20 protein-coding genes are annotated in these 20907 nt (G+C 56.2%); 7 read left to right on the top strand and 13 right to left on the bottom strand.

The features are described from left to right. Positions 1-5: 5 nt before the first annotated feature. From AS026_RS02190 to AS026_RS02200, 3 genes are read left to right on the top strand one after another with little or no spacing between them, the layout of a single operon-like run. Positions 6-1289 (top strand): NAD(P)/FAD-dependent oxidoreductase, encoded by a 1284-nt coding sequence (locus tag AS026_RS02190; RefSeq protein ID WP_062368520.1) that lies wholly within the window; start codon positions 6-8, stop codon positions 1287-1289. After that, complete coding sequence (locus tag AS026_RS02195) at positions 1286-1711, top strand: GtrA family protein (protein WP_245307294.1); 426 nt, start codon at positions 1286-1288, stop codon at positions 1709-1711. Before AS026_RS02190 ends, AS026_RS02195 begins: the two co-directional genes overlap by 4 nt. Then, on the top strand, positions 1704-4052 hold the full coding sequence (locus tag AS026_RS02200) for a hypothetical protein (protein ID WP_062368521.1): 2349 nt from the start codon (positions 1704-1706) through the stop codon (positions 4050-4052). The genes AS026_RS02195 and AS026_RS02200 overlap by 8 nt, the downstream gene beginning before the upstream one ends. Before the next feature lie 13 nt (positions 4053-4065). On the opposite strand, the gene AS026_RS44365 is transcribed toward AS026_RS02200, so the two are convergent. The 4 genes from AS026_RS44365 to AS026_RS02215 form a co-directional block, all read right to left on the bottom strand. Next, complete coding sequence (locus tag AS026_RS44365) at positions 4066-4353, bottom strand: hypothetical protein (protein WP_425349751.1); 288 nt, start codon at positions 4351-4353, stop codon at positions 4066-4068. A 112-nt stretch (positions 4354-4465) separates the two neighbouring features. After that, positions 4466-5227: an ABC transporter ATP-binding protein gene (locus tag AS026_RS02205; RefSeq protein WP_062368522.1), complete on the bottom strand. Its 762-nt coding sequence runs from the start codon at positions 5225-5227 to the stop codon at positions 4466-4468. Positions 5228-5231: 4 nt separating this feature from the next. Continuing rightward, positions 5232-6035: an ABC transporter permease gene (locus AS026_RS02210; RefSeq protein ID WP_062368523.1), complete on the bottom strand. Its 804-nt coding sequence runs from the start codon at positions 6033-6035 to the stop codon at positions 5232-5234. A gap of 148 nt (positions 6036-6183) precedes the next feature. After that, complete coding sequence (locus AS026_RS02215) at positions 6184-8931, bottom strand: glycosyltransferase family 2 protein (protein ID WP_062368524.1); 2748 nt, start codon at positions 8929-8931, stop codon at positions 6184-6186. Between the two features lie 707 nt (positions 8932-9638). Here AS026_RS02215 and AS026_RS02220 point away from each other — a divergent pair. After that, entirely contained in the window at positions 9639-10571 is a 933-nt protein-coding gene (locus AS026_RS02220) for a rhamnan synthesis F family protein (RefSeq protein ID WP_062368525.1), read from the top strand. 2 nt (positions 10572-10573) lie between these two features. Further along, positions 10574-11731 (top strand): glycosyltransferase family 4 protein, encoded by a 1158-nt coding sequence (locus tag AS026_RS02225; RefSeq protein WP_062368526.1) that lies wholly within the window; start codon positions 10574-10576, stop codon positions 11729-11731. A 39-nt stretch (positions 11732-11770) separates the two neighbouring features. Here the strand turns inward: AS026_RS02225 and rfbA are convergent, their stop codons facing one another. Genes rfbA through rfbC form a run of 4 tightly spaced genes read right to left on the bottom strand, consistent with a single transcriptional unit; the run spans position 11771 to position 15225 of the window. Then, positions 11771-12655 (bottom strand): glucose-1-phosphate thymidylyltransferase RfbA, encoded by an 885-nt coding sequence (gene rfbA, locus AS026_RS02230; protein WP_062368527.1) that lies wholly within the window; start codon positions 12653-12655, stop codon positions 11771-11773. A gap of 42 nt (positions 12656-12697) precedes the next feature. Next, complete coding sequence (rfbD, locus tag AS026_RS02235; protein ID WP_062368528.1) at positions 12698-13573, bottom strand: dTDP-4-dehydrorhamnose reductase; 876 nt, start codon at positions 13571-13573, stop codon at positions 12698-12700. Positions 13574-13576: 3 nt separating this feature from the next. Continuing rightward, positions 13577-14632, bottom strand: coding sequence for a dTDP-glucose 4,6-dehydratase (gene rfbB / locus AS026_RS02240; protein WP_062368529.1), 1056 nt, complete (start codon positions 14630-14632; stop codon positions 13577-13579). 35 nt (positions 14633-14667) lie between these two features. After that, on the bottom strand, positions 14668-15225 hold the full coding sequence (gene rfbC, locus AS026_RS02245) for a dTDP-4-dehydrorhamnose 3,5-epimerase (RefSeq protein ID WP_062368530.1): 558 nt from the start codon (positions 15223-15225) through the stop codon (positions 14668-14670). Positions 15226-15795: 570 nt separating this feature from the next. Here rfbC and AS026_RS02250 point away from each other — a divergent pair. Continuing rightward, on the top strand, positions 15796-16683 hold the full coding sequence (locus AS026_RS02250; protein WP_160330087.1) for a class I SAM-dependent methyltransferase: 888 nt from the start codon (positions 15796-15798) through the stop codon (positions 16681-16683). Here the strand turns inward: AS026_RS02250 and AS026_RS02255 are convergent. Together AS026_RS02255 and AS026_RS41590 are read right to left on the bottom strand one after the other, a co-directional pair. After that, the gene (locus tag AS026_RS02255; RefSeq protein ID WP_245307295.1) at positions 16673-16942 is read right to left on the bottom strand and encodes a hypothetical protein; all 270 of its coding nucleotides are present in this window, start codon (positions 16940-16942) and stop codon (positions 16673-16675) included. The genes AS026_RS02250 and AS026_RS02255 overlap by 11 nt on opposite strands. A gap of 232 nt (positions 16943-17174) precedes the next feature. Next, positions 17175-17516 carry a DUF7338 family protein gene (locus tag AS026_RS41590; protein ID WP_062368532.1) on the bottom strand — a complete coding sequence of 114 codons (342 nt, stop codon included), beginning with the start codon at positions 17514-17516 and terminating at the stop codon, positions 17175-17177. On the opposite strand from AS026_RS41590, the gene AS026_RS02265 reads away from it, so the two are divergent. Beyond that, positions 17515-18129: a pseudaminic acid biosynthesis-associated methylase gene (locus tag AS026_RS02265; RefSeq protein WP_062368533.1), complete on the top strand. Its 615-nt coding sequence runs from the start codon at positions 17515-17517 to the stop codon at positions 18127-18129. The two genes, AS026_RS41590 and AS026_RS02265, sit on opposite strands and share 2 nt — an antisense overlap. Positions 18130-18366: 237 nt before the next feature. On the opposite strand, the gene AS026_RS02270 is transcribed toward AS026_RS02265, so the two are convergent. The 3 genes from AS026_RS02270 to AS026_RS02280 all read right to left on the bottom strand — a co-directional run bounded on the left by AS026_RS02270 (position 18367) and on the right by AS026_RS02280 (position 20832). Next, positions 18367-19257 (bottom strand): DMT family transporter, encoded by an 891-nt coding sequence (locus AS026_RS02270; protein WP_062368534.1) that lies wholly within the window; start codon positions 19255-19257, stop codon positions 18367-18369. 82 nt (positions 19258-19339) lie between these two features. Continuing rightward, positions 19340-20368, bottom strand: a complete 1029-nt coding sequence (locus tag AS026_RS02275; RefSeq protein WP_062368535.1) for a DUF3095 family protein — start codon at positions 20366-20368, stop codon at positions 19340-19342. 68 nt (positions 20369-20436) lie between these two features. Beyond that, positions 20437-20832, bottom strand: coding sequence for an Ohr family peroxiredoxin (locus tag AS026_RS02280; protein WP_062368536.1), 396 nt, complete (start codon positions 20830-20832; stop codon positions 20437-20439). Between the last annotated feature and the right edge of the window lie 75 nt (positions 20833-20907).

Genomic DNA, 20907 nt, shown 5'->3' on the forward strand with positions numbered 1-20907 from the left:
AGAACATGAGCCGTATTGTGGTCATCGGCGCGGGCGCCATGGGTCTGGCAGCCGCGCACCGGGCCGTGCAGCTCGGGCATGAAGTCGATCTGATCGAGGCGGATTCGGTTGCGGGCGGCATGGCTGCACATTTCGATTTTGGCGGCCTGTCGATCGAGCGCTTTTATCATTTCGTCTGCAAGTCGGACGAGCCCACCTTCGCACTGATGCGCGAACTCGGCATCGGCGATAAGATGCGCTGGCGCCCGACGTCGATGGGCTATTTCATGAAGGAGCGCATCCACCCGTGGGGCGACCCGATCTCGCTGCTGCGCTTCCCGCATCTGAGCCTGATTGCCAAGATCCGGACCGGCCTGCAGATGTTCCTGACGACGAAGACCAGCAATTTCGCGTCGATCGAACGCAAGACGGCGCGGCAATGGCTCGAGGGCGGCTCCGGCAAGGAGGTCTACAACACGCTGTGGAAGCGTCTGATGGACCTGAAGTTCTATGAGCTTGCTGACGGCATCTCCGCTTCGTGGATCGCCACCCGTGTGCGCCGCATCGGCAACTCTCGCCGCTCGATCTTCCAGGAAGAGCTGGGCTATATCGAAGGCGGCAGCCAGACATTGGTCGATGCGTTGGTATCCGCCTATACGGCCAAGGGTGGCCGGCTGCACCTGTCGACGCCGGCCGAGAAGGTGGAAACCGAAAATGGCAAGGTAACGGGCGTGACAGCCGGCGGCCGGTTCTTCCCTGCGGACGCCGTGATTTCGACCATACCGACGCCGCTAATCTCGACGCTCGTCCCCGATCTACCCTCAGATTCGAAGGCAAAGTACGATGAGATCCGCAACATTGGTGTCGTCTGCCTACTGTTCAAGCTGAAGAAGTCGGTGAGCCGGAATTTCTGGGTCAACATCGTCGACGAGAGCATTGATATTCCGGGGTTGATCGAATTCTCCAATTTGCGCCCAGTCGGCGACACGATTGTCTACGTGCCCTATTACATGCCGGTGACACAGCCGAAGTGGAAATGGAGCGACCAGCAATTCATCGACGAGGCCTTCGGCTATATCCGCAAGGTTAATCCGGACATTGCCCAGACCGATTTGGTCGACGCCAAGGTCGGGCGGCTAAAATATGCCCAGCCGGTCTGCGAACCGAACTTCATGGCCAAGCTGCCGCCCATCCAGACGCCTATTGGCGGGCTGCAGATCGCTGATACGTGTTACTATTATCCCGAGGATCGCGGTATTGCCGAAAGTGTTCGTTACGGGCGCGACATGGCGGAGGCGGCCTCAAGGTGACCAACAAATTGTCTCGCGCGCTGTCGCGACCTTTCGTCCGATTTGCTCTTTCCGGCGGCGTCGCGGCTGCAATCAATATCCTGTCTCGAATGGCGTTGTCGCAAGTGACGACCTATTCGGTTGCAATCGTATGCGCCTACGTTGTCGGCATGACAACCGCGTTCGTTCTCATGAAGCTCTACGTCTTCGAAAAATCCGCAAGGCACGCTGGATCCGAATATCTGCGCTTCGCAGGCGTCAACGTTATTGCACTCGTACAAGTTTGGGCCGTAAGTTTGATTTTGGCGCGAAACGTATTCCCCCTAATCAATTTTCATTTTCACGCAGAAACAATAGCTCATGTGATTGGAGTGCTAAGCCCTATAGCTACCAGCTACTTCCTTCATAAGTATTTCACGTTCGGAGGCCCTAACGTTGCGTGAAAATATAAATATCATTTCCCGCTTCGTCGCTTTCGTATCGACTGCCGTACTTATTGTACTTATTTTCTATTTGAAATTTAAACCACTTCATTTCAATCCAATTGGAGGAAACCTGGACGAATCTTGGCAAGCCGCCCTTGCCTACGCAGCTGAAAAGGGATTGAGGTTTGGAACGGATATCGCCTTCACTGGCGGCCCGCTATCGGGAATATATACCCGTTCCTTCCAAAACGGCGCGCCTTTTCAGCTCGCCATATACTCCTTGGCGGTACCCATTTATATCGGCGTCTCGCTCACACATCTGCTTCAAAAGAACATTGCTCCCCTGACTGCCCGTGTTCTTATTGTAGCCCTTATCGGTATTTGCCCCTTTGTACAGAAGGACATTTTCCTTCTATCAATCCCTTTTTTCGCAGCAATGAGTGGAGTATCGGGGACAGGCGGCGCCAACAGGGCGATATCAGTTTCTGGGGCCGTGCTTGCCGGCATTGTTTCTCTTTCCAAATTCTCCGTATTTCCGCTCGCGATTCTTTGCCTGTTCGCAGCCGATCTGAGTGATCTAAAGCAAAGGCGATTGCCTCTCCACCTAGCGGCAATGGGACTTGCGTTCTGCGTAGCGTTCATCGGCTCCGGGCAGGATAAGTCACAGATAATTCCCTTTATCCTCTCTAGTCTGGAGGTTTCGAGCGGTTACTCCAGCGCAATGAGTATTCCAGGACGGAGTAGGGAGTTGGCCGCTTACTTGGGCGCGAGTCTCGCGTTCATCGCGCTGCTATTTTACGTGACACTTAACGATGGACGTTGGCGCGACGTCACCAGAAAACTGCTCATATCGCTTATATTCTTTGCTTTCCTATTCATCGGCTTCAAAGCGGGGTTCGTTCGGCACGATCTGCATTCGATAATTGCATGGAACGTACTGACAGTTGCCGTTCTGACTTGCGCAGCAACTATGTGCGGACGAAGGCTTTCCTTCGTCGCGATCTTGCTTGCGATAGCAAGTATTATCCCTCCCTATATCCTCCTCTCAAATGAGGCAGGGCGGTCGCTGCTTACCGATACCGGGGCACTGGTCCGAGACGCAAATGAAGAATTTTCCCTGCTGAAGATCTTTACTGTCGCGCCCGAGCAGTGGCTGGCGGATCTTCAGAACACCCAGACAAGCGCCAAAGCCCGCCTCGGCGAAAACTCAGGGCTGCAGAAGTATCAGGGCACAATAGACGTAGTGCCTTCAAACCAATCGTTGGCTATTGCGGCAGGGTCAAACTATCATCCTCGACCGACGATACAGGAATATACAACCTACAACTCGAAGCTGATCGCAAGAAATAGAGCTTTCTTCCAAGGTGAGCAGGCGCCGGATTACCTTGTCTTCGCGCCGGGCTCAATTGACGGCCGTCATCCGGCATCTGCGGAGGGCTCGCTTTGGCCCCTATTCTTTTCACGATACGAGCCCGTCGACGAACAGCCCCAGGGACTGGTTCTTGCCAAACGGACCACCCCTATCACCAATCTTGAGGCCGAAACCGTTTCGGTCGAGGCAAGCATCGATCGGGAAGTGGAGGTACCAAAGGATGACGCACCTCTTATGATGGCTGTGCACGTGCAGCCACGGCTTCTCGGCAAGATCATGGATATCCTGTATCGGCCACCGGGAACGCAACTTACTGTGAAGTATGATGATGGTGCGATCATATCTTACCGCCTCATCCCAGAAATGGCAGATGCAGGATTTCTGCTATCCCCGCTGGTGAACACCACGTCCGATTATGTCCTCGTATCGACCGGACGAACAGGATATCCAGCACTTCGCCGAGCTCGCTCGGTGAAGATCACGATGGGAGGGGGACACCAACTAGCCTACGACGACAAAATCCGAATCGATTTTACGCGTCTGGATGCCGCGAAACTCACCGCAAGCAATAAAAATGCCTTCATCGACAGCGCGATCAGAAAAGCCGATAGCCTAACACCCCTGCTTCGCGAAAACGTCCTTAAGGAGCCTTCATTCATTACCATTCCAGAGGGAGTTTTGGCTCATGCACCAATGTCTCTTCACCTGCAGGTTGCTGGAGCATCGAAAGTTTCCCTAGCATTCGGACTTCGTACTGGGGCATGGCAGAACGGCGGGGCCAGCGATGGGGCGTGCTTCTTAGTGAAAGCCGGTGATCAGGTCATGATGAACCGATGCCTAAATCCAAAGGATGTCGAAGCGGATCGACCGGAACAAACCGTCACGCTCGATATTCCCAAAGGAGTCAGCAACTTAACGCTGGAAACGGCATGTGGAGTAAGTTGCGGCTGGGATTGGGCTTATTGGGGCGGCGTATATATCGAGTGAGACGTGCGGGGCTCTAAAATAACCTGCGAACGTGCAGTTGGCTCAAGTTGCCGGAACGGCAGCAACCTGATGGCCGCGTCTGGTCCTGACCGGACGAAAAATGCGTGCAGGGGACCTGGTGCCTTCGCCGCTGCCCTTGCCGCCTCACCAGCGTCGCGCGGGCATGGCTACCGCCAACTTGCTGACGCGTCCATGATGAGCACCGCCAAGTCCTGATTGATGGGGACTTCGAGTAGAGGCCGAAGTAGTTAACCAGCTTCTGGGGACGCCTGAACCGAGCGATGTCACCGATTACTGCCATCGACCTCGTCGCAACGGTGAGGTTGACACCGGTGATTGTCAGCAGCCGCTTGACGGCGGGATCATCGATCGTTCCCTCGGCAATCTGCCCGTCATAAACCAAAACATACCAACTACCTTCCGCTATTGACGAAATCAGTATAGGCCCCGATCACCGCATCGATTGGACCGCGCATGCGCATCTTGCCGTGCTCCATCCACAGCCCCTCGGTGCACCAGGCTCGCAAAAGGTCGTTGGAATGAGACGCCATTACCAGGACGCCCGCCTCACCGATAAACGCCTGCAACCGTTCCTGCGCCTGAGCCAAGAACGCCGCATCACCGGCTCCGATCCCCTCGTCGATCAGAAGTACCTCCGGCTTGAGCGAAGTGGAAACCGCAAAGGCCAGCCTGGTCGACATGCCGGCACTGTAGGTTCGCAGCGGCATATCGAGAAACTCACCGAGTCCTGTCGCTTTGCCGATCTCCTCTGACCGCGCCTCGATGTCTCGGCGGCTGAAACCAAGATACATGCCTCTGAGAACAATGTTTTCCCAGCCGGTCGCCTCCGGGTCCATTCCAAAGCCAATATCAAAAAGCGAGGCCACCTCGCCCGCTATCGAGACAGTCCCACCGGTCGGCTCGTAAATACCAGCCATCACTCTCAAAATCGTGGACTTCCCTGCACCATTGTGGCCGATTAGCCCGACGCGGGAGCCGTGTTCGACATCGAGGGTCAGGTTCTCAATCGCACGAATGACGGTCCCGGTCGTACCCGCACGGGGACGGATCTGCCCCCCCGTCGCCGTGGAAAGGATGTTGTTCTTAAGAGACCGACCGGCTGGCTCGTAGATGGGAATATCAACGGTGACGTCGGAAAGAGAAATTCTCGCCAAGCACTTAACTCCAGTAGACGATGCGCGCCCTATAGCGAGCGAAGAAGGCTGTCGAGAACACGCCCAAAGCGAGGGTCAATCCAATGCAGACCATCCAGTTTTCGAGCGTGCCCGTCCGGCCTAACAGTGGATCGCGAATAATCTCGATCAGATGATAGAAGGGGTTGGCCGTCAGAAGGAACGACCGGTGCGACATCGAATCCGCACTCCAGATTATCGGCGTCATAAAGAAGACAATCTGCATAGCGCTGGCGACGATCATGGGCACGTCGCGAAACCGGGCGCAGAGCGGCCCGAGAATGAGAGAAACGAAAAACCCGTTTAGCACGACGATCATCATGGCCGGAACGATTAGAACGACGACCCAGCCGGGATTTATCGCAAATACGAGAGCGACAACGATATAAATTAGGAAGTTATGCCCGAACGAGATCAGTTGGCCCCAAACAAACTGAAATACGAACACGCTGACAGGCAGCCTTATTTGACGGAGCGCGCTTCCCGCGGAGATGAACACTCTGCATGCGCCAATGACGATGCCGTTGATCAATCCCCATACGATTAGGCCGATGGCGAGCTTAGGAAGATAGACTGCAACATCGATGTTCAATATTTGCGAGTATAGGACGCCAAGACCGAGCACCATCACGCCCATCGACAAGGTCAGCCAGAACGGCCCGATGATCGATCGATTGTACTGGCTCTTCACGTCCCGCCAACCCAGATAAAGCCATAACTCCCGCCGTTTGATGCTCTGCCCCATATCGACCAGAGCCTTCGCCAGATTGCCGTCTCTTGCGGATGCCATATACGATCCAGTTTCCAAAATTCTATCGAAGGCATTTCGCGTTCAAGGGATCGCGAAAATGCTCCGCTGTCATGTTTCACGACATAAGCAAGGCAAGCGCCCTGTATGTGCAGTGAGTGCTCCGAGGCTGCATTAATACCAAAGCGCCCTAGGAAGCAAGCGTGTGATCCGAGTGGTTCCGCGGTGGCCAGGCGAGAGAAAAGTCCTCACGGTCCAAAGTCAGATTCGGATTGTAGGCCGGATCCGAGGTCAGTTTCTCTCCCCATTTAGCCAGCATAAGCATGACCTCTCGCCGAAAGCGTTCCTTTTTTTGGGGAGTGTCTTCACTGCCACGTGTTGCGGATTCATGGTGATAGAGTTCTGCGAATGGCGTCCAGACATTGCGCCAGCCCGCCTCGCGTACCTTGAGGCAAAAATCCACATCATTGAAAGCCACCATAAGGTTCTCGTCCAATCCCCCGACGGCCTCGTAAGTGCTCTTCCGGACGACGACGCATGCCGCAGTCACAGCGCTAAGTGTCTGGGTCAATTCTCCCCGAGAGAAATATCCGTGCGCGCCTTTCGGAAGAAATTTATGCGCGTGCCCTGCGACTCCCCCGATGCCGAGAACTACGCCGCCGTGTTGTAGGCGGTCATCAGGATACCAAAGCCGCGCACCAACGACGCCAACACCTGTTTGCACGGCATGGCTCATCATTTCACTGAGCCAATTCGGGGAAATGACCTCGATGTCGTTGTTGATCAAAGCGACAAAATCACCCCTGGCCTCGCTAACCGCACCGTTGTTGATCAACGAATAGTTGAACGGCTGTTCGTCCCTCATCACGAAGACGCGGCTATCGGTTTCTATCTGCCTGAAATATTCAAGCGACGCGGGATCATCGGAATTGTTGTCGATGATCAAGATCTCATAATTTGGATAGTCCGTCTTTTGAAGGATCGATTCGACGCATTTGCGAAGGAGTCGCAACCCGTTCCGCGTGGGAATGATCAGGCTGACCAGTGGCGGTTCTTCAGGAAGGTCGTATAGCGTGCGATACATGCCGGTAGGAAGAATCTCGACTCGTCCTCTGATACCCTTTCGGTCCAGATGGTCGCTCACAGCTTTTTGTCCTGCAAGTGCTGCATAGCTCTTGTTTCCGCCGCTTTGTGCAGTGCTGCTGGCATGGCTTCGCCAATGATAAAGGACACGCGGTATATGTACGATCTGACCCTCGGACAACTGATCGGTGAAACGTAGTACTAGGTCGTGGTCCTGCGCGCCCTCATATCCCTTGCGGAAGCCGCCGATCGACCGCACCCGGTCAAGCTTGTACACCCCGAGGTGGCAAACTGCGTTGTGTGATCGTAGCAGATCTGGATTCCAGTCGGGCTTGAAATACGGATCGAACCGCTTGCCGTTCGAGATCTTGTCCTCATCGGAGTAGATCAACTCAATCTGCGGCTTTTCATTGATTGTCCGCGCAACGTAAAAGAGCGCATCCTCGCTCAGCAGGTCATCCTGATCCAAGAGCGCCATCCAGTCGCCGGTCGCCAGCTCGATCGCCGAGTTGGACGCTTCCGAAATGTGGCCGTTGGCGGGCCGATAGAAAACCTTTATGCGGGAATCGATAGCAGCATATCGCTCTAAAATGGGATGCACTGCTGGGGATGTGGAGCAGTCATCTGCGATGCAGAGCTCCCAGTGCGGATAGAGTTGATTGCGAACGGAATCAATTGCCTCAGCGAGCCAGTTCGGCTCGGGATTGTAGACCGGCATCACGATCGAGATCAAAGGCTGGGCGGGAAATCCGGCGATGTCGTTTCTGATCCTGGCGCGCGCCGGATCGTCCAACGTCGCATATCTCCGCAGCCACTGTTCGTAGTTGTTCTCCGAGCTGCTATTTGTCTGCGCGTTGGAATTCCGCCATGCCAATCTCGCTCCGCTCAGTCCTTCGCGTGCTATGATCGAGGAAGCTTTCCGAGCAAGATTTAGATAACCTCCCTGTCGCTTCGCCATCAATGGCAACGCGCGCGTGACCTGTTTAACGCGCTTGCCCAGACGCCCGGTCCAGCGATAGGGAGCCGTCAGACGCCAGCTTCTCGATGCCAAGAGAGAAGCCAGTTCTTCCTCCTTCTTCTCCAGAGTCTGGGCGACCCGGTCACGATCAGCAGTCAGCAACCTACACTGCTCACCAATCTCTCCGAGATCGCGGTGGACTACATCAAGTTGATGGGTGAGTGGGTTAATTGAACCCAAACGGGCGTAGATGGACCGGACAAACGACTGTTCTTCCGATGATGCGGTCGCCAGCGCCCGGACCGCGGGAGGAACATTAGCGCCCAAGAACAGAACTCCTAGGCCATTTCCGTGGAAAAACTCGAAACAGGGATATTCACGCTGCAGTTCGGCCCAAAAGCGCCACACGCCAAAGTCGCCAGTCCGGACGCAGGTGTCATGGAAGAGGACTACGCCATGGTCTGAGAGTGCGTCCTTCCACATTGTGAAATCTTCCCTGACATCTTCATATCGATGACGCCCGTCGATGTGAAGCAAATCAATTGATCCGGTCGGAAATGATGGTCTCGCTTCGGCGAAGGTCGAACGCAGCATCACTCCGATATCGGGATAGTTGGCCCTTAGTTCAGTTTCGAGCGCCTCAAAAATATCGTTCGAATAAAAGCCGGCATGCTCGTCGCCCGCCCAAGTGTCCACTGCGAATATTTTTGTGCCGAGATCGAGGGCGGCGGCCGCCTGACAGAACGTCAGAAAGGAAAAGCCATTATGCGTACCGAGTTCAACAACCGTTCTAGGACGCAATTCTGACATGAGCCAATACGCAAACGGGGCATGCTCCAACCACGCCGAGAGTCGCACATGCTTTGAGGACTGAGTCGCCTCTTTCGAAATAAGCATTTCTTCCTTTCTCCGAGGCAAGACTTAGCTCACCACACTTATTTGGCTATCCGGTGACCCGGTATATACAAATCCTCAAACAGCAGCGCGAGGAAAATATGTCTCTGCTCTATTCCAGCGCAGATACTTTTCCGCCAACACAGGATTGCGCGCCGGATCAATGGCAAAATCCGTGTCGCCGACTTGCAGGTGGTCCACATCTAAAGCCAAATTCTCTGACGATGACCCCCTGGTTGCAATCCCCAATCCCCTCGAGGAGGGCAGAGGATCCAAGCGAAACTGGTGGCCGCTTGGATAGAATTGTTCGAGCTACGTTGCCTCCCCCGATGGGCGTTAGGCTTTGCCAGGGCATGAAAAGCCGCCAGGAAGACCGCCGCGTGAAAAAACTTTCGACGGAAAACGTGGCATACTGGGAAGCTCCAAATGAAGCAAATCCCGTTAGCATATCTCAATACTTCAGTAAAATTCGCACAATTTCATCTTGAACACCTTCGCCGCTAAGTCGATTGAATTCGAACGACGCGGCGATCTAGCCACAAGGGTTCACTTAAGGTGGACTGCCGTAGTAACCTGCGGTTTCCGATTGTCTTTCGAAACGGTACATGCGAGAGAGCATCGACATATCGACACCCCAAACGCCCGCCCGGATTACAGGGCGGATCGAGCCCGTGATGACGTCGAGACATCGACAGAGACCATTAATCTAGATGAATGACACTCGGCACGCAGACTTCACCATCTTCGCCCATGTCTACTACCCCGACGTTTGGGAGGAAATGATTGATGAGCTGGATGGGATCATCCGACAACCCTTTGACCTGGTGATAACTCGTCCGGCCGGCTCCCGGCCGGCAGCGCTGCCCAAGAATTCGTATCTTCGGCTTGCGACAGAGCTGGAGGTAGACAACCGAGGCCGGGATATCTTGCCGTTTCTAACGGCATTTAAGGAACAGGCTGAATCAGTTTCGGACATCGGTCTGAAACTGCATACCAAGCGCTCGCCGCATCGTGGCGATGGGGATGGCTGGCGGCGTTTTCTGCTTGGCTCGTTGTTGCAGACGGAGGAAGGTGGAGAGTTGTCAGGGCACAAGTTACTGGCAACTGAATCGCGCATCGGGCTGATTGCGCCACAGGCCCACCTGCTGCCGCTTGGCGGGCGCACTTCGATCAATGAAGGCATTATGCTGGGGACCCTGCAGAGAATGGAAGCGAGTGTCGATCTATCCGCACTTGCAGGTCACCGCTTTCCCGCAGGATCAATGTTCTGGTTTCGACGCGCGGCCTTGAGAAAGGCGATCGAGGTCGATTTTGCCGATCAATTCGCGCGTGAGAGTGGACAGCTCGACGGGACAGCTGCCCATGCCTTCGAACGCCTATTTGCGTTCATCGCAGAGCGGGAAGGTTTCATCGCGGCGAGCATGGAAAACGTCGAGCCAATTCTTCGCCGCCGTGGCACGCCCTTGTCGCGAGCGGAGCTGAGCGAACTCATCAACGACAGCCTTTTACGTGACAACCCCTTCGCACTGCCACTTGCGGCCTTCTGGCGTCGCCACCCTTCCCTTCTAAAATGCGCGCACGCGATTTATGCGAGAATGCCGAAAGCCACGGTTCGGCTATTGCGGCGCAGTATCGGACGGTGACGATGAGCTTCTCCAAAGCGCGGGTTCGGATCGCGTTCATCATCACGGAAGACTGGTTCTTCGTATCGCATTTTCTGCCGATGTTGCGCGCCGCCAAGGAGCTCGGCTTGGACGTGGTCGTCATTACTCGCGTCGGCAGGCACGCGCATATCATCGAGGGGCTTGGCGCTCGCGTCATACCGCTTGACATTGAGAGAGGACACCTCGGTTTCCTGTCGATCGGTTCGTCGATCGGCCAGATCGCGCAGACGCTCCGGCGTGAGAGGATCGACCTGATCCATTGCATTGCGCTCCGCTGCGTAGTCACCGGCGGCCTTGCCGCCACGTTGGCTGGCGTGAAGGGCCGGATCCTAGCTGTCACCGGAGGGGGGCTTCTCGCCGCGGATCGAAGTGCCAAGGCAGCTTTTGCGCGCTTTGCTCTGCGCAATCTGTTCCGGGCCATCCGCGGCCGCGGCAAGAATCACTTTCTGTTCGAGAATACGACCGATCCAGATACGTTTGGGCTCGACGTCGAAGATGCCGGCGTAACGGTGCTCGGCGGAGCCGGCGTTGATCCCGACCACTACCAGCCCCTTCCCCCGCCATCTGGCGATGACCTCAAGCTCGCAATGGTGGGTCGCATGGTGTGGTCGAAGGGCGCCGATCTGGCTGTGAAGGCGGTATCGATGGCGCGTGAGCGGGGGCACGAGGTTAGCCTATCGCTTTTCGGTCTCCCCGACCCCTCCAACCCGCGATCGCTGTCTGTCGAGACGCTGCGCGCGTGGTCGGAGCTTTCAGGCGTCAAATGGCGTGGATCGACGAACGACGTGCGCGAGGTATGGGCGCAGCACGATCTTTGCTGTATGCCCACACGCGGCGGAGAAGGCTTGCCCCGCTCCATTCTGGAGGCCGCGGCTTGCGGCCGAGCGATTCTGACGACAAACGTACCGGGCTGCCGCGACTTCGTGCGCGGCGGCAAGGAAGGATGGCTCGTTCCGGTGGATGACGCCGAGACGCTGGCAGGGCAAATTTGCGCCCTTGCGCTCGACAAGCCCAGCATTGTCTCGGCCGGTGCCAAAGCCCGAGAGCGCGTCGTTCAGGGCTTCACCGAAGCGCATGTCGTGGAGGAGGTGCAGGATGTCTACCGCGATGTCTGCAACGCGATCGGCCGGCCGCTCTAATCACCGGCCGCCCAACTCCAATGGGCAAGCGGTTGTGTTTCAGAATTCCAAGTCGTGCTTGGTCTTTGCGAGCTTCGTCAGGTACTGACCGTAGGCGCTCTTGCCGAGCTCAGTAGCAAGGTTCTCCAGCTGACCTTCGTCAATATGGCCCAGACGGTAGGCGACTTCTTCAGGACAGGCGATCTTGAAGCCTTGGCGCTTTTCCAGAGTTCCAACAAAGTCGGCAGCCTCGAGCAGGCTGTCCGGCGTCCCGGTATCAAGCCACGCGTAACCGCGCCCCATCAGTTCGACCGCCAGCTGTCCGAGCTCGAGGTAGACGCGGTTAACGTCGGTGATCTCCAGTTCGCCGCGCGGCGACGGCTTCAGGTTTGCGGCGATGTCGACAACCTGGTTATCGTAGAAATAAAGGCCGGTGACCGCCCAATTGCTTTTCGGCTTAGCAGGCTTTTCCTCTATTGAAAGCGCCTTCATGCTTCCGTCGAACTCGACGACACCGTAGCGCTCCGGATCGCTGACGTGATAAGCGAAGACGCGCGCGCCTTCGACGGTAGAAGCGCCGGAACGCAAAAGCTGCGGCAAGCCGTGACCGTAATAGATGTTGTCCCCGAGGATCAACGCCGACGGGTTCGATCCGACAAAATCTGCACCGATGATGAAGGCCTGCGCGAGGCCGTCCGGGCTCGGCTGCACGGCGTATTCGATCGAAATTCCCCACTTGCTTCCGTCGCCGAGCAGCCGTTTGAAGGCCTCATTATCGTGGGGTGTGGTGATGATCAGGATTTCCTTGATCCCCGCCAGCATCAGCGTGGTCAGTGGATAATAGATCATCGGTTTGTCGTAGACCGGCATGAGCTGCTTTGACACGGCCTGGGTGATCGGGTAAAGCCGCGTGCCGGAACCACCAGCGAGAATAATACCCTTCATTCTTTTTCCTTCCGTGTGTCGGGAGCTCGTAAGCGCCAATTCCTAAAGCAGGCGGTCCAGTACGACCTTTGTGGATTCCTTCCAGTCTGGCAGAACGATTCCATAGGTCTGTTTCAACTTGTCGTTCGAAAGCCGCGAGTTCGCAGGGCGCTTCGCCGGTGTCGGATAATCGGCCGTCGTGATACGATCGACGGAGACAACCTTGCCGTTCTTGGTCTTGAGACCAGCGAAGATCGCCTCGGCAAAATCCGCCCAGGTGGCCTCGCCGCTGCCCGTGAGGTGGAATATCCCGCGCAAATTCTCGTCGTTGTCGGCAGAAAGGCGCTTTGCGATGGCAATCACCGCGTCGGCGATGTCAAGCGCGCTGGTCGGCGAGCCGCGCTGGTCAGCCACCACGTTGAGCGCATCACGAGTCTCTGCCAAGCGCAGCATTGTCTTCACGAAGTTGGCGCCAAAAGGCGAATAGACCCAAGCGGTTCGCAAAATAACATGGTTGGGATTGGCAGCGGCAATGCCTTGCTCGCCGGCCAGTTTTGAGCGGCCATAGGCCGACACCGGCCCAGTCGCATCCGTCTCGACATAGAGACCCTGTTTATCGCCGGAAAATACATAATCGGTCGACAGGTGCACGATCGGAATCTCGAGCCCCTTAGCCACTTCCGCTATCGCCGTTGGTCCTTCCGCATTGACGACAAAGGCCAGCTCCTCTTCGCTTTCGGCCTTGTCGACGGCCGTATAGGCGGCAGCGGAGACGATCACATCCGGCTTGATCTGCGAAAAGACTGCGCGGATCGACGCCCGGTCGACGAGATCGAGTTCCGGACGGCCTACGGCGACGATCTCGACACCGGCAACCGAACCGCGCTCCAGAAGGGCCGAGACAACCTGGCCCTGTTTTCCCGTCACGGCAATGCGCATGGCTCAGCCCCTGTTCAAAACACCAAGACGCTCACCAGAGTAGACTCCCTGCCGCAACGGCTGCCACCACCACTCGTTGTCCAGGTACCAGCGCACCGTCCGTTCGATGCCGGTGTCAAAGTTTTCCTGTGCCTTCCAGCCCAGTTCCGTTTCCAGCTTCGTGGCATCAATGGCGTAGCGCGCATCATGGCCGGGCCGGTCGGTGACAAAAGTGATCAGATCGGCATGCGCCTTTTCCTGTGGGCGCAATTCATCCATCAGCGCGCAGATTCGGCGCACAACGTCGATATTGCGGCGCTCGTTCCGGCCGCCAACATTGTACTTTTCACCGAGACGGCCGCGCGACGCGATCAGGTCGAGCGCGCGCGCGTGATCCTCGACGTAGAGCCAGTCGCGAATGTTGACGCCCTGGCCGTAAACCGGCAGCGGCTTTCCGTCCATGGCGTTAAGGATAATCAGCGGGATCAGTTTTTCCGGAAAATGGTAAGGTCCGTAATTGTTGGAGCAATTCGACACGACCACAGGCAGACCGTAAGTGCGATGCCATGCAATCGCAAGGTGGTCGCTCGCCGCCTTCGAAGCCGAATAGGGCGATGACGGATCGTAAGCCGTGGCCTCCTCGAACAGGCCCTCGCCGCCCAGCGATCCGTACACCTCGTCGGTCGATACATGCAGAAAGCGGAACGTTTCCTTGCGATCAGCAGACAGATCGTTCCAATAATGCCGAGCCGCCTCCAGCAGGCTGAATGTGCCCATGACATTGGTCTGGACGAAGTCGCCGGCACCGCTGATCGAGCGATCGACATGGCTTTCAGCGGCAAGATGCATGATCCGGTCCGGCTGGAACCCGTTCATCGCCTCCGACATTTTCGGAAGATCGCAAATGTCGGCCCTCAGGAAGCGATAGTTCGAAGCGCCTTCGATTTCCTTGAGTGAAGCAAGATTGCCGGCATAGGTAAGCTTATCGACGTTAAGCACTTCCGCGCCAATATTCTTTACAAGATGCCTGACGAGGGCCGAACCAATAAAGCCCGCTCCGCCGGTTACGAGAATACGCATGGGTTATCTCCGCTCGTCGTCCGTTCTGGTAACGGTCAATATTTGAAGGACGGCGGCAGATCCGCCAGTCTTGGCTGTAATTTATCCTTGTCCGACAGGACCGCATTGTCGAGCGGCACCGGCCATTCGATACCGATCTCGGAATCGTTCCACAAGAGACCGCGGTCGCTGACAGCGCTGTAGGGGGCCGTCACTTTATAGGAAATGACACAGTCCGAAACGAGCGTCGCAAAACCATGGGCAAAGCCTCTCGGAATCCAGAGTTGTTCGCCATTCTCCATCGAAAGCTCGCAACCATACCATTGGCCATAGGTCGGTGAGCCGACGCGGATATCGACGGCGACGTCAAAAATCCTGCCGGCGATGCAGCGCACCAGCTTGCCCTGCGCAAACGGATCAAGCTGGAAATGCAGACCACGCACCGTGCCGATCGTCGCAGAAAGAGATTCGTTCTCCTGCAGGAACGCTACATCCGCAACGTTCTCGCGGAACCAGCTATCCTTGAACACTTCCGAAAAATATCCGCGATGATCGCCCAGCCTGGTTGGAATAATCTTGGCTAAACCGGCCAACGGCAAAATCTCGACTTTCATCACGCACCTGTCCGTTTCTTGAGGTCCTTTCTAGTTTGCTAGCTTCAGTTTGCAAGAGGCATCTTTTGAACGCCCAAAGTTGTCCGTGCGTATGAAAGACAACCGGCAAAATTAGAAAGGGATAGACTGCGACCGAGAGGGGCGCGAGCCGCAAGATGTGGCCCAACGGGCAATCACGTCGGCCATGCGATGACCGGAACCCCAGTTAGAAAGCCTGCGACGGATGGCTGTGTGCGCTGGCCATGGGCGGGACAGGAGATAGCGGCCAGCGGAATATAAATTCCCGCACCACATGACGGAATCTCAAACGTCAAAAGGTCGAACGCGTGAAAATCGTCAGTGGCCCCTCGCCTATCGCGCCGAAATACATTGAGCCTAGTATTGAAGCCTCAGGGTTGGCGTTAATTTCTAGTGAAAGCTGCAAATTCAATCTTTTCCCTCTATGAGTATCTTGATAAAGAGCGATCCCTATGATTTGGATCGCATCAGTAAGCACGCTCGCATTACCTTAACGATACTTTTTCATATCGATACCAATTTTAGATTTTAGAAATAAAGAAAGAAACCAAGTTGACTGTTCTTGCAGAATTTAAAACAAATGCTTGGAAAGCGCGGGCATCAGCAGACACTTACCATGAGGCAACAGCATCGGCAGATAAGGGATTCCAACTTGTTCGCCGTGATCTGTACATAAAATACCTTCAAGAATTCGTCCCCGCAGGGAGTAAGATTCTGGATGTAGGTTGCGGTAGCGGCCTTATGGCTATGGCGCTAGATGACCTCGGGTATCAAATGACCGGATGCGATTCGAGTGAAGGTATGCTTGAGCGCTTTGGCATTGAAAAGGGTGCCCGCGATATAGATCTCCGATTAGGCAGCGGGTTTAAAATTCCAGCTGAAGACGAAGAGTTTGATGCCGTTATATCACGCATGTTTATTCAGCACTTTTCTGACTGGAAGGAAATCCTGCGTGAGAAGGCGCGGGTTACCAAGACAGGCGGGATAATCTTTTATGACTTTGGCAATTCCGAGCATCTCGCTCTCGCGCCGGAAGTTGAAAATCCTGAACTGGGTTTCCCATACAGCACCGATCCCGCGAATATACCTTCGCACTATGCCGTTTGCGATGAAGCGACGATAAATAAGGTCGCCACCGAACTTAACCTTGAAGTGTTATCGATCCGTCCTCACGGCCTTTTGGTAGCCAATGCGCAGTTTTGGCAGGAGAGCGCCGCGAGCGAATCACGTCAATTCTTAGCTGAAGCGAGCAAACATCTCGAAAATCCTGCCGTCGCGGATTTCATGATGTTCCTAGAGGAGAGGTTCGTCTCCCGAATGCCGAAGCACATCTCGTATGGGAATATCACTGTCTTAAGGAAGTTGGACAGAGCCGCCATGATGTACGAAAAACCGAAAAGCACGCTGTTCGATAAGTTCTGGCGAAAATTTAAAGGTTAGACGCCACAGCGAAGAGCCCATCGATCTGCTCTTTCGCGAATCCCATGGCGGCAAACCGGGCCGCCATCATCGGCTCACTCCGGACGAATGTGCCGGAGTACTCGTAGGCGATCTTCGGCTGAGTGGCAGTCCACGCATCGACCTCATGGAGCAGGCCGACAGCAAGGAGTTGCAGCCAGAACTGCCGGGAAGACCCGCTGGTGACTGCTGGCGTTGGAGGGTTCAAGACGGTGACGGCCTCTGCACTGTCTCCCGGCAACTCTTCCCTCGGCTACGCCCTGGCAGGGATAGGCGTAGACGTCGGCGACCTTGCGTTTCCATAGCGTTCAACAAAAACGTTCGTCATGCGCTGATCCTCTATCATCGAACCAGCCCGTGCTGGTCGCAACATTGGTACTGATTGAGCCTCAACTCATCGTAGTCGACCACCGAATTCGGGCGGTGGTGTCAGTGAGTATCACGCCAGAGAAACTACGTTGGTGTTTGGGCTGTTAACGACGCTTGGGGGCCATGAGACGATACACTTCCAGCCGAACCAAGCCCTCGGCGTTTGGATCGTAGCCGTCGATCGCCTGCTTTATCCCGCCGTCAAGGCTGGCGTCGTGGGTGTAGAGCAGCGAAAAGAAGCGGACCTCGTTCTTGCCCGTCGCCATGGAGATACCCGCAATCACCGGTGGCAGAGCCAACTCGGTCGGCGTCACGAGCCACGAGATGGGCGCAAGGAACGGATAGATCGCGACTGAGAACGGCGCGAGCCGGAAGACTTTCCAGGGCGAGGTATTCGAGGCATGATGCAGTAACCATGGGTGGCATCGCGTGGAGAGGGCAATCATGTTTGGAAGTGAACAGGAAGAATTCTGGGCCGGCGAATTTGGCAACAGCTACATTGACCGCAATCAAGGGCCAAAGGCGGTAGCAGGCAAAACAGCGATGTTTGCCAAGATTCTGCACCACACGCGCGGCGTTCAGTCGGTCAGGGAGTTGGGTGCCAATATCGGGCTGAATATCCTGGCTTTACGCAATCTGATCCCAACCGCGGAGTTTCAGGCCATCGAGATCAACGGTCGCGCGTTCGAGCAACTAAACTCCATTTCTGGCATATCTGCCGTCAATGCATCGTTGTTTGACGACATCAATTGGAAGCCAGTGGATCTTGCTTTCACCGCAGGGGTCTTAATCCATCTCAACCCAGAGATGATAAAGATCGCCTATCAGCGCCTCTATGAGGCTAGCAAACGCTACGTCCTAGTCGCCGAATACTACAACCCAAAGCCTGTAGAAGTTCCCTATCGCGGCCACACTGATCGCCTGTGGAAGCGCGATTTCGCTGGTGAGATGATGGACCTCTATCCCGACCTAAGCCTTGTCAACTACGGTTTCATCTATCACCGTGACGCTAATTTCCCGGCTGATGACCTGACGTGGTTCCTGATGGAGAAGCGCTAGCTCTCCGGGTCGATAGTTCGGCGGCGCGAGCCGGCCTCACAGAAGAGTTTTTCAAGAACGAATTTCGGCAGCACTAAGAGCACTGCATCAAGAAGACCTTGCGAGATTGGCTGTCATGATCGAAGCGCTAACGAAAGCGAACGGCGCGCTCCGCTCTCGATAACGATATCATCGCCTTCATGGCCGTCGGACATCTGCTCGCAGCGCCCCATAGCCACTGCGAGCAGATGGAATACCTCATGCCTTCACGGCTCGGCGTGCCTTCCGATTGGTAAGGTATACCCCAGCGGCGACAATCACCGTGCCAACGATCAGTGGAGGGGTAAGTGGCTCGCCGAACGCGATGAGAGCCTGGATCGCCACCGTAGGCGGGCAGAGATAGATCAGGGACGCAGCGCGCGAGACCTGACCTCGGCGGATCAAAAAGAGAAGCAGCGCAATACCCCCCACCGATATCCCGAGTACCGACCAGGCGAGAGCGGCGTAGGTCTCGAGCGTGCCATCGAAGCGGAACGTCTCGAAGGCGAGCGCGAAGGGAGCGGTCAAGGCCAATGCACCAAGATATTGCAACGTCGCAATTGCGGTCAGGTCACCATCTTGAAGGTGCTTCTTCTGATAAACCGTCCCGTAGGTGACAGCGAACATGGCCACCAGATTAACGGCGAGCGGAATGCCAGCATGAAGGAGATCGGACGCACCTGGTTGCACGAGCTTCGGTGAAATGGCGACAGCGATGCCGACGAAGCCGAGTGCCAGGCCCGCCGTCTGTGAAGGGCGCAGCCGTTCGCCAATGAGGGTGCTGGCCGCCAGTGCCGTGAGAAGAGGCTGCATGGCGGCAACGATGCCGGAAATGCCGGCCGGCACCCCGTGCGCCACCGCCCACCAAACACCGCCAAGATAGAAGCCGTGCAGGAAAGCGCCCGAATAGACCGCGCGCCACGCCAAAGAGCCACTGGGCCATTTCGCCCTGACGGCAAGGGAGATAGCGCAAAAGGCGACCGCCGAGAGCGCGTAACGCATCGTGAGGAACGAGAATGGCTCGGAGTGAAGAGCCGCGTACTTCGCAATGATCCAGCCAGTTGACCAGAGAAATACAAAAATAGCGGGAGCGAAACGGTCAAGGGTCATGAAATATCTCTAGTGTTTGAAAAACGTTAGCAGTCGTAATCTTCGGATTTTCGGCGTCCGAAGCCAACTTTTGATAGTCGCGTCAACGCGGTTGATGCGCGTGCCTTTGTGTCTCGAGCAGTGAAGCCGCGGCCGTGTAGCCACCCCCCATCCCGTCCAGGAAGTGCAGGTGGGACCCTCGTGCACCGACCGGGACGAGGCAGGTCATCAGCGCATGAGACTGGCGATGCATGCCGAAGTGGACTTCGCCCCGATCGTACGCCGACGTCAGGAGCGCTTCGACGTCCCTGATCTGCTTCGGCTTACAGTCCAGGGTCAAGCGAAGGACATCGTCGTACCTCCTGTAGTCGGAATTCAGGACGACGTCTGCCCATCCCTTGCCGCCGAGATAGTCAGCAACGGAGTTGGTGATCACGACCTCGGGTACGGGACGCGATGAGCCATTCTCCACACCGAGTAAGGCAAGCAGTCGCCTTGCCAGCAAGGTGAAGGCCTCGGGGCTGATGTTGTCCTGTGGCTCCACAAGAAGGGAGAGGATGTCGCCGCGCCGACTGGGGATCGGTGCCCACTCGCAAGTCAGCCCCTTCAGATCGGGCGTTGCGTATTCCTGACACGGCAGGAGCGCGTGATTTCCCGCTTTGATTTCACGGTCGGCCCAGTTCAGCCCGCCGCCGGCGAACATGGCATATGCTGCCGTCTCCGACGCGGCGTAACGCGCGACTTTCACGTCGCTTCCGGCGGCACGTATTTCCTTGACGGCCACAAGCCCGATCCTGAGGTCAAGCTGCAGTTGATCTCGAGCGTAACCGGCGACGCGCCGCAGGACTCCGACCGCTGTTTCTCGAACATCGGGATCGAAGGCAAATGCAGCGCCGTCCCCGCGAAATACGAATGGAAAATCGAAGTTGCCGAAAGCGTTGCCCAGCGCCGCAATTGCCGAAGCGCCTGCGAAATTCACATCCTTGTACTGCCCGCGGGCAATAGCCGAGGTTGAATCGACGACGTCGGTAATTCCAATCAGCCAGTCGTCGGGCAATGGCGCGTAGCTTGTCGTGTCCAGCAGTTCGCCGAAATCGCTACTGGCTTCGAGTTGTCGCAATGCCTTGTCCATTGAAGCCTCCTACATCAAAGATTTGCTTGCCTGACCTGCCATCGTGGCAGGCCAGGCCAGGGCTTCCGTTAGATGAGGGTTGTCACAACATCGACGTTGCCATGCGTTGCCTTCGAGTACGGGCAGATGTTGTGGGCCTCATGCAACAGCTCGGTTGCTACCGCGGGATCGATGCCAGGTACGCTTACGTTCAATCGAGCGCTGAGGAAGTACGAGCCCTCCTCCAGGTTCAGGTCGATCTCGGCGTCGACCGCGACGCCGGACGGAAGCTTGATATGCTTCAGCGATGCCGCATACTCGATGGCACCCATGTAGCAGGCCGACCAGGCGGCACCGAACAGGTTTTCTGCGGCTGGATGAGGCTGTGTCATCTTGATGTCCAGGTGGCCATCACTGCTGCGTGCGCCGCCATCGCGGCCGTTTGTGTTGTGCGTCTTGCCCGTGAACAGAACCTTGCGTGTCATGGCGAAACTCCTCTGTGTTGGTTGAGTGTCTGCACCGTTGTGCTGCCAACAGAGGTACTGCCGCACGACCGAAAT

Origin of the sequence: Rhizobium altiplani (assembly GCF_001542405.1) — a bacterium.
Classification (GTDB): domain Bacteria; phylum Pseudomonadota; class Alphaproteobacteria; order Rhizobiales; family Rhizobiaceae; genus Rhizobium; species Rhizobium altiplani.

Coding starts and splice junctions, on each gene's coding strand:
- AS026_RS02190 (WP_062368520.1), top strand. CDS start 6: ATGAGCCGTATTGTGGTCATCGGCGCGGGCGCCATGGGTCTGGCAGCC.
- AS026_RS44365 (WP_425349751.1), bottom strand. CDS start 4,353: ATGGCAGTAATCGGTGACATCGCTCGGTTCAGGCGTCCCCAGAAGCTG.
- AS026_RS02210 (WP_062368523.1), bottom strand. CDS start 6,035: ATGGCATCCGCAAGAGACGGCAATCTGGCGAAGGCTCTGGTCGATATG.
- AS026_RS02215 (WP_062368524.1), bottom strand. CDS start 8,931: ATGCTTATTTCGAAAGAGGCGACTCAGTCCTCAAAGCATGTGCGACTC.
- AS026_RS02220 (WP_062368525.1), top strand. CDS start 9,639: ATGAATGACACTCGGCACGCAGACTTCACCATCTTCGCCCATGTCTAC.
- AS026_RS02225 (WP_062368526.1), top strand. CDS start 10,574: ATGAGCTTCTCCAAAGCGCGGGTTCGGATCGCGTTCATCATCACGGAA.
- rfbA (WP_062368527.1), bottom strand. CDS start 12,655: ATGAAGGGTATTATTCTCGCTGGTGGTTCCGGCACGCGGCTTTACCCG.
- rfbD (WP_062368528.1), bottom strand. CDS start 13,573: ATGCGCATTGCCGTGACGGGAAAACAGGGCCAGGTTGTCTCGGCCCTT.
- rfbB (WP_062368529.1), bottom strand. CDS start 14,632: ATGCGTATTCTCGTAACCGGCGGAGCGGGCTTTATTGGTTCGGCCCTC.
- rfbC (WP_062368530.1), bottom strand. CDS start 15,225: ATGAAAGTCGAGATTTTGCCGTTGGCCGGTTTAGCCAAGATTATTCCA.
- AS026_RS02265 (WP_062368533.1), top strand. CDS start 17,515: ATGTTTGGAAGTGAACAGGAAGAATTCTGGGCCGGCGAATTTGGCAAC.
- AS026_RS41590 (WP_062368532.1), bottom strand. CDS start 17,516: ATGATTGCCCTCTCCACGCGATGCCACCCATGGTTACTGCATCATGCC.
- AS026_RS02270 (WP_062368534.1), bottom strand. CDS start 19,257: ATGACCCTTGACCGTTTCGCTCCCGCTATTTTTGTATTTCTCTGGTCA.
- AS026_RS02275 (WP_062368535.1), bottom strand. CDS start 20,368: ATGGACAAGGCATTGCGACAACTCGAAGCCAGTAGCGATTTCGGCGAA.
- AS026_RS02280 (WP_062368536.1), bottom strand. CDS start 20,832: ATGACACGCAAGGTTCTGTTCACGGGCAAGACGCACAACACAAACGGC.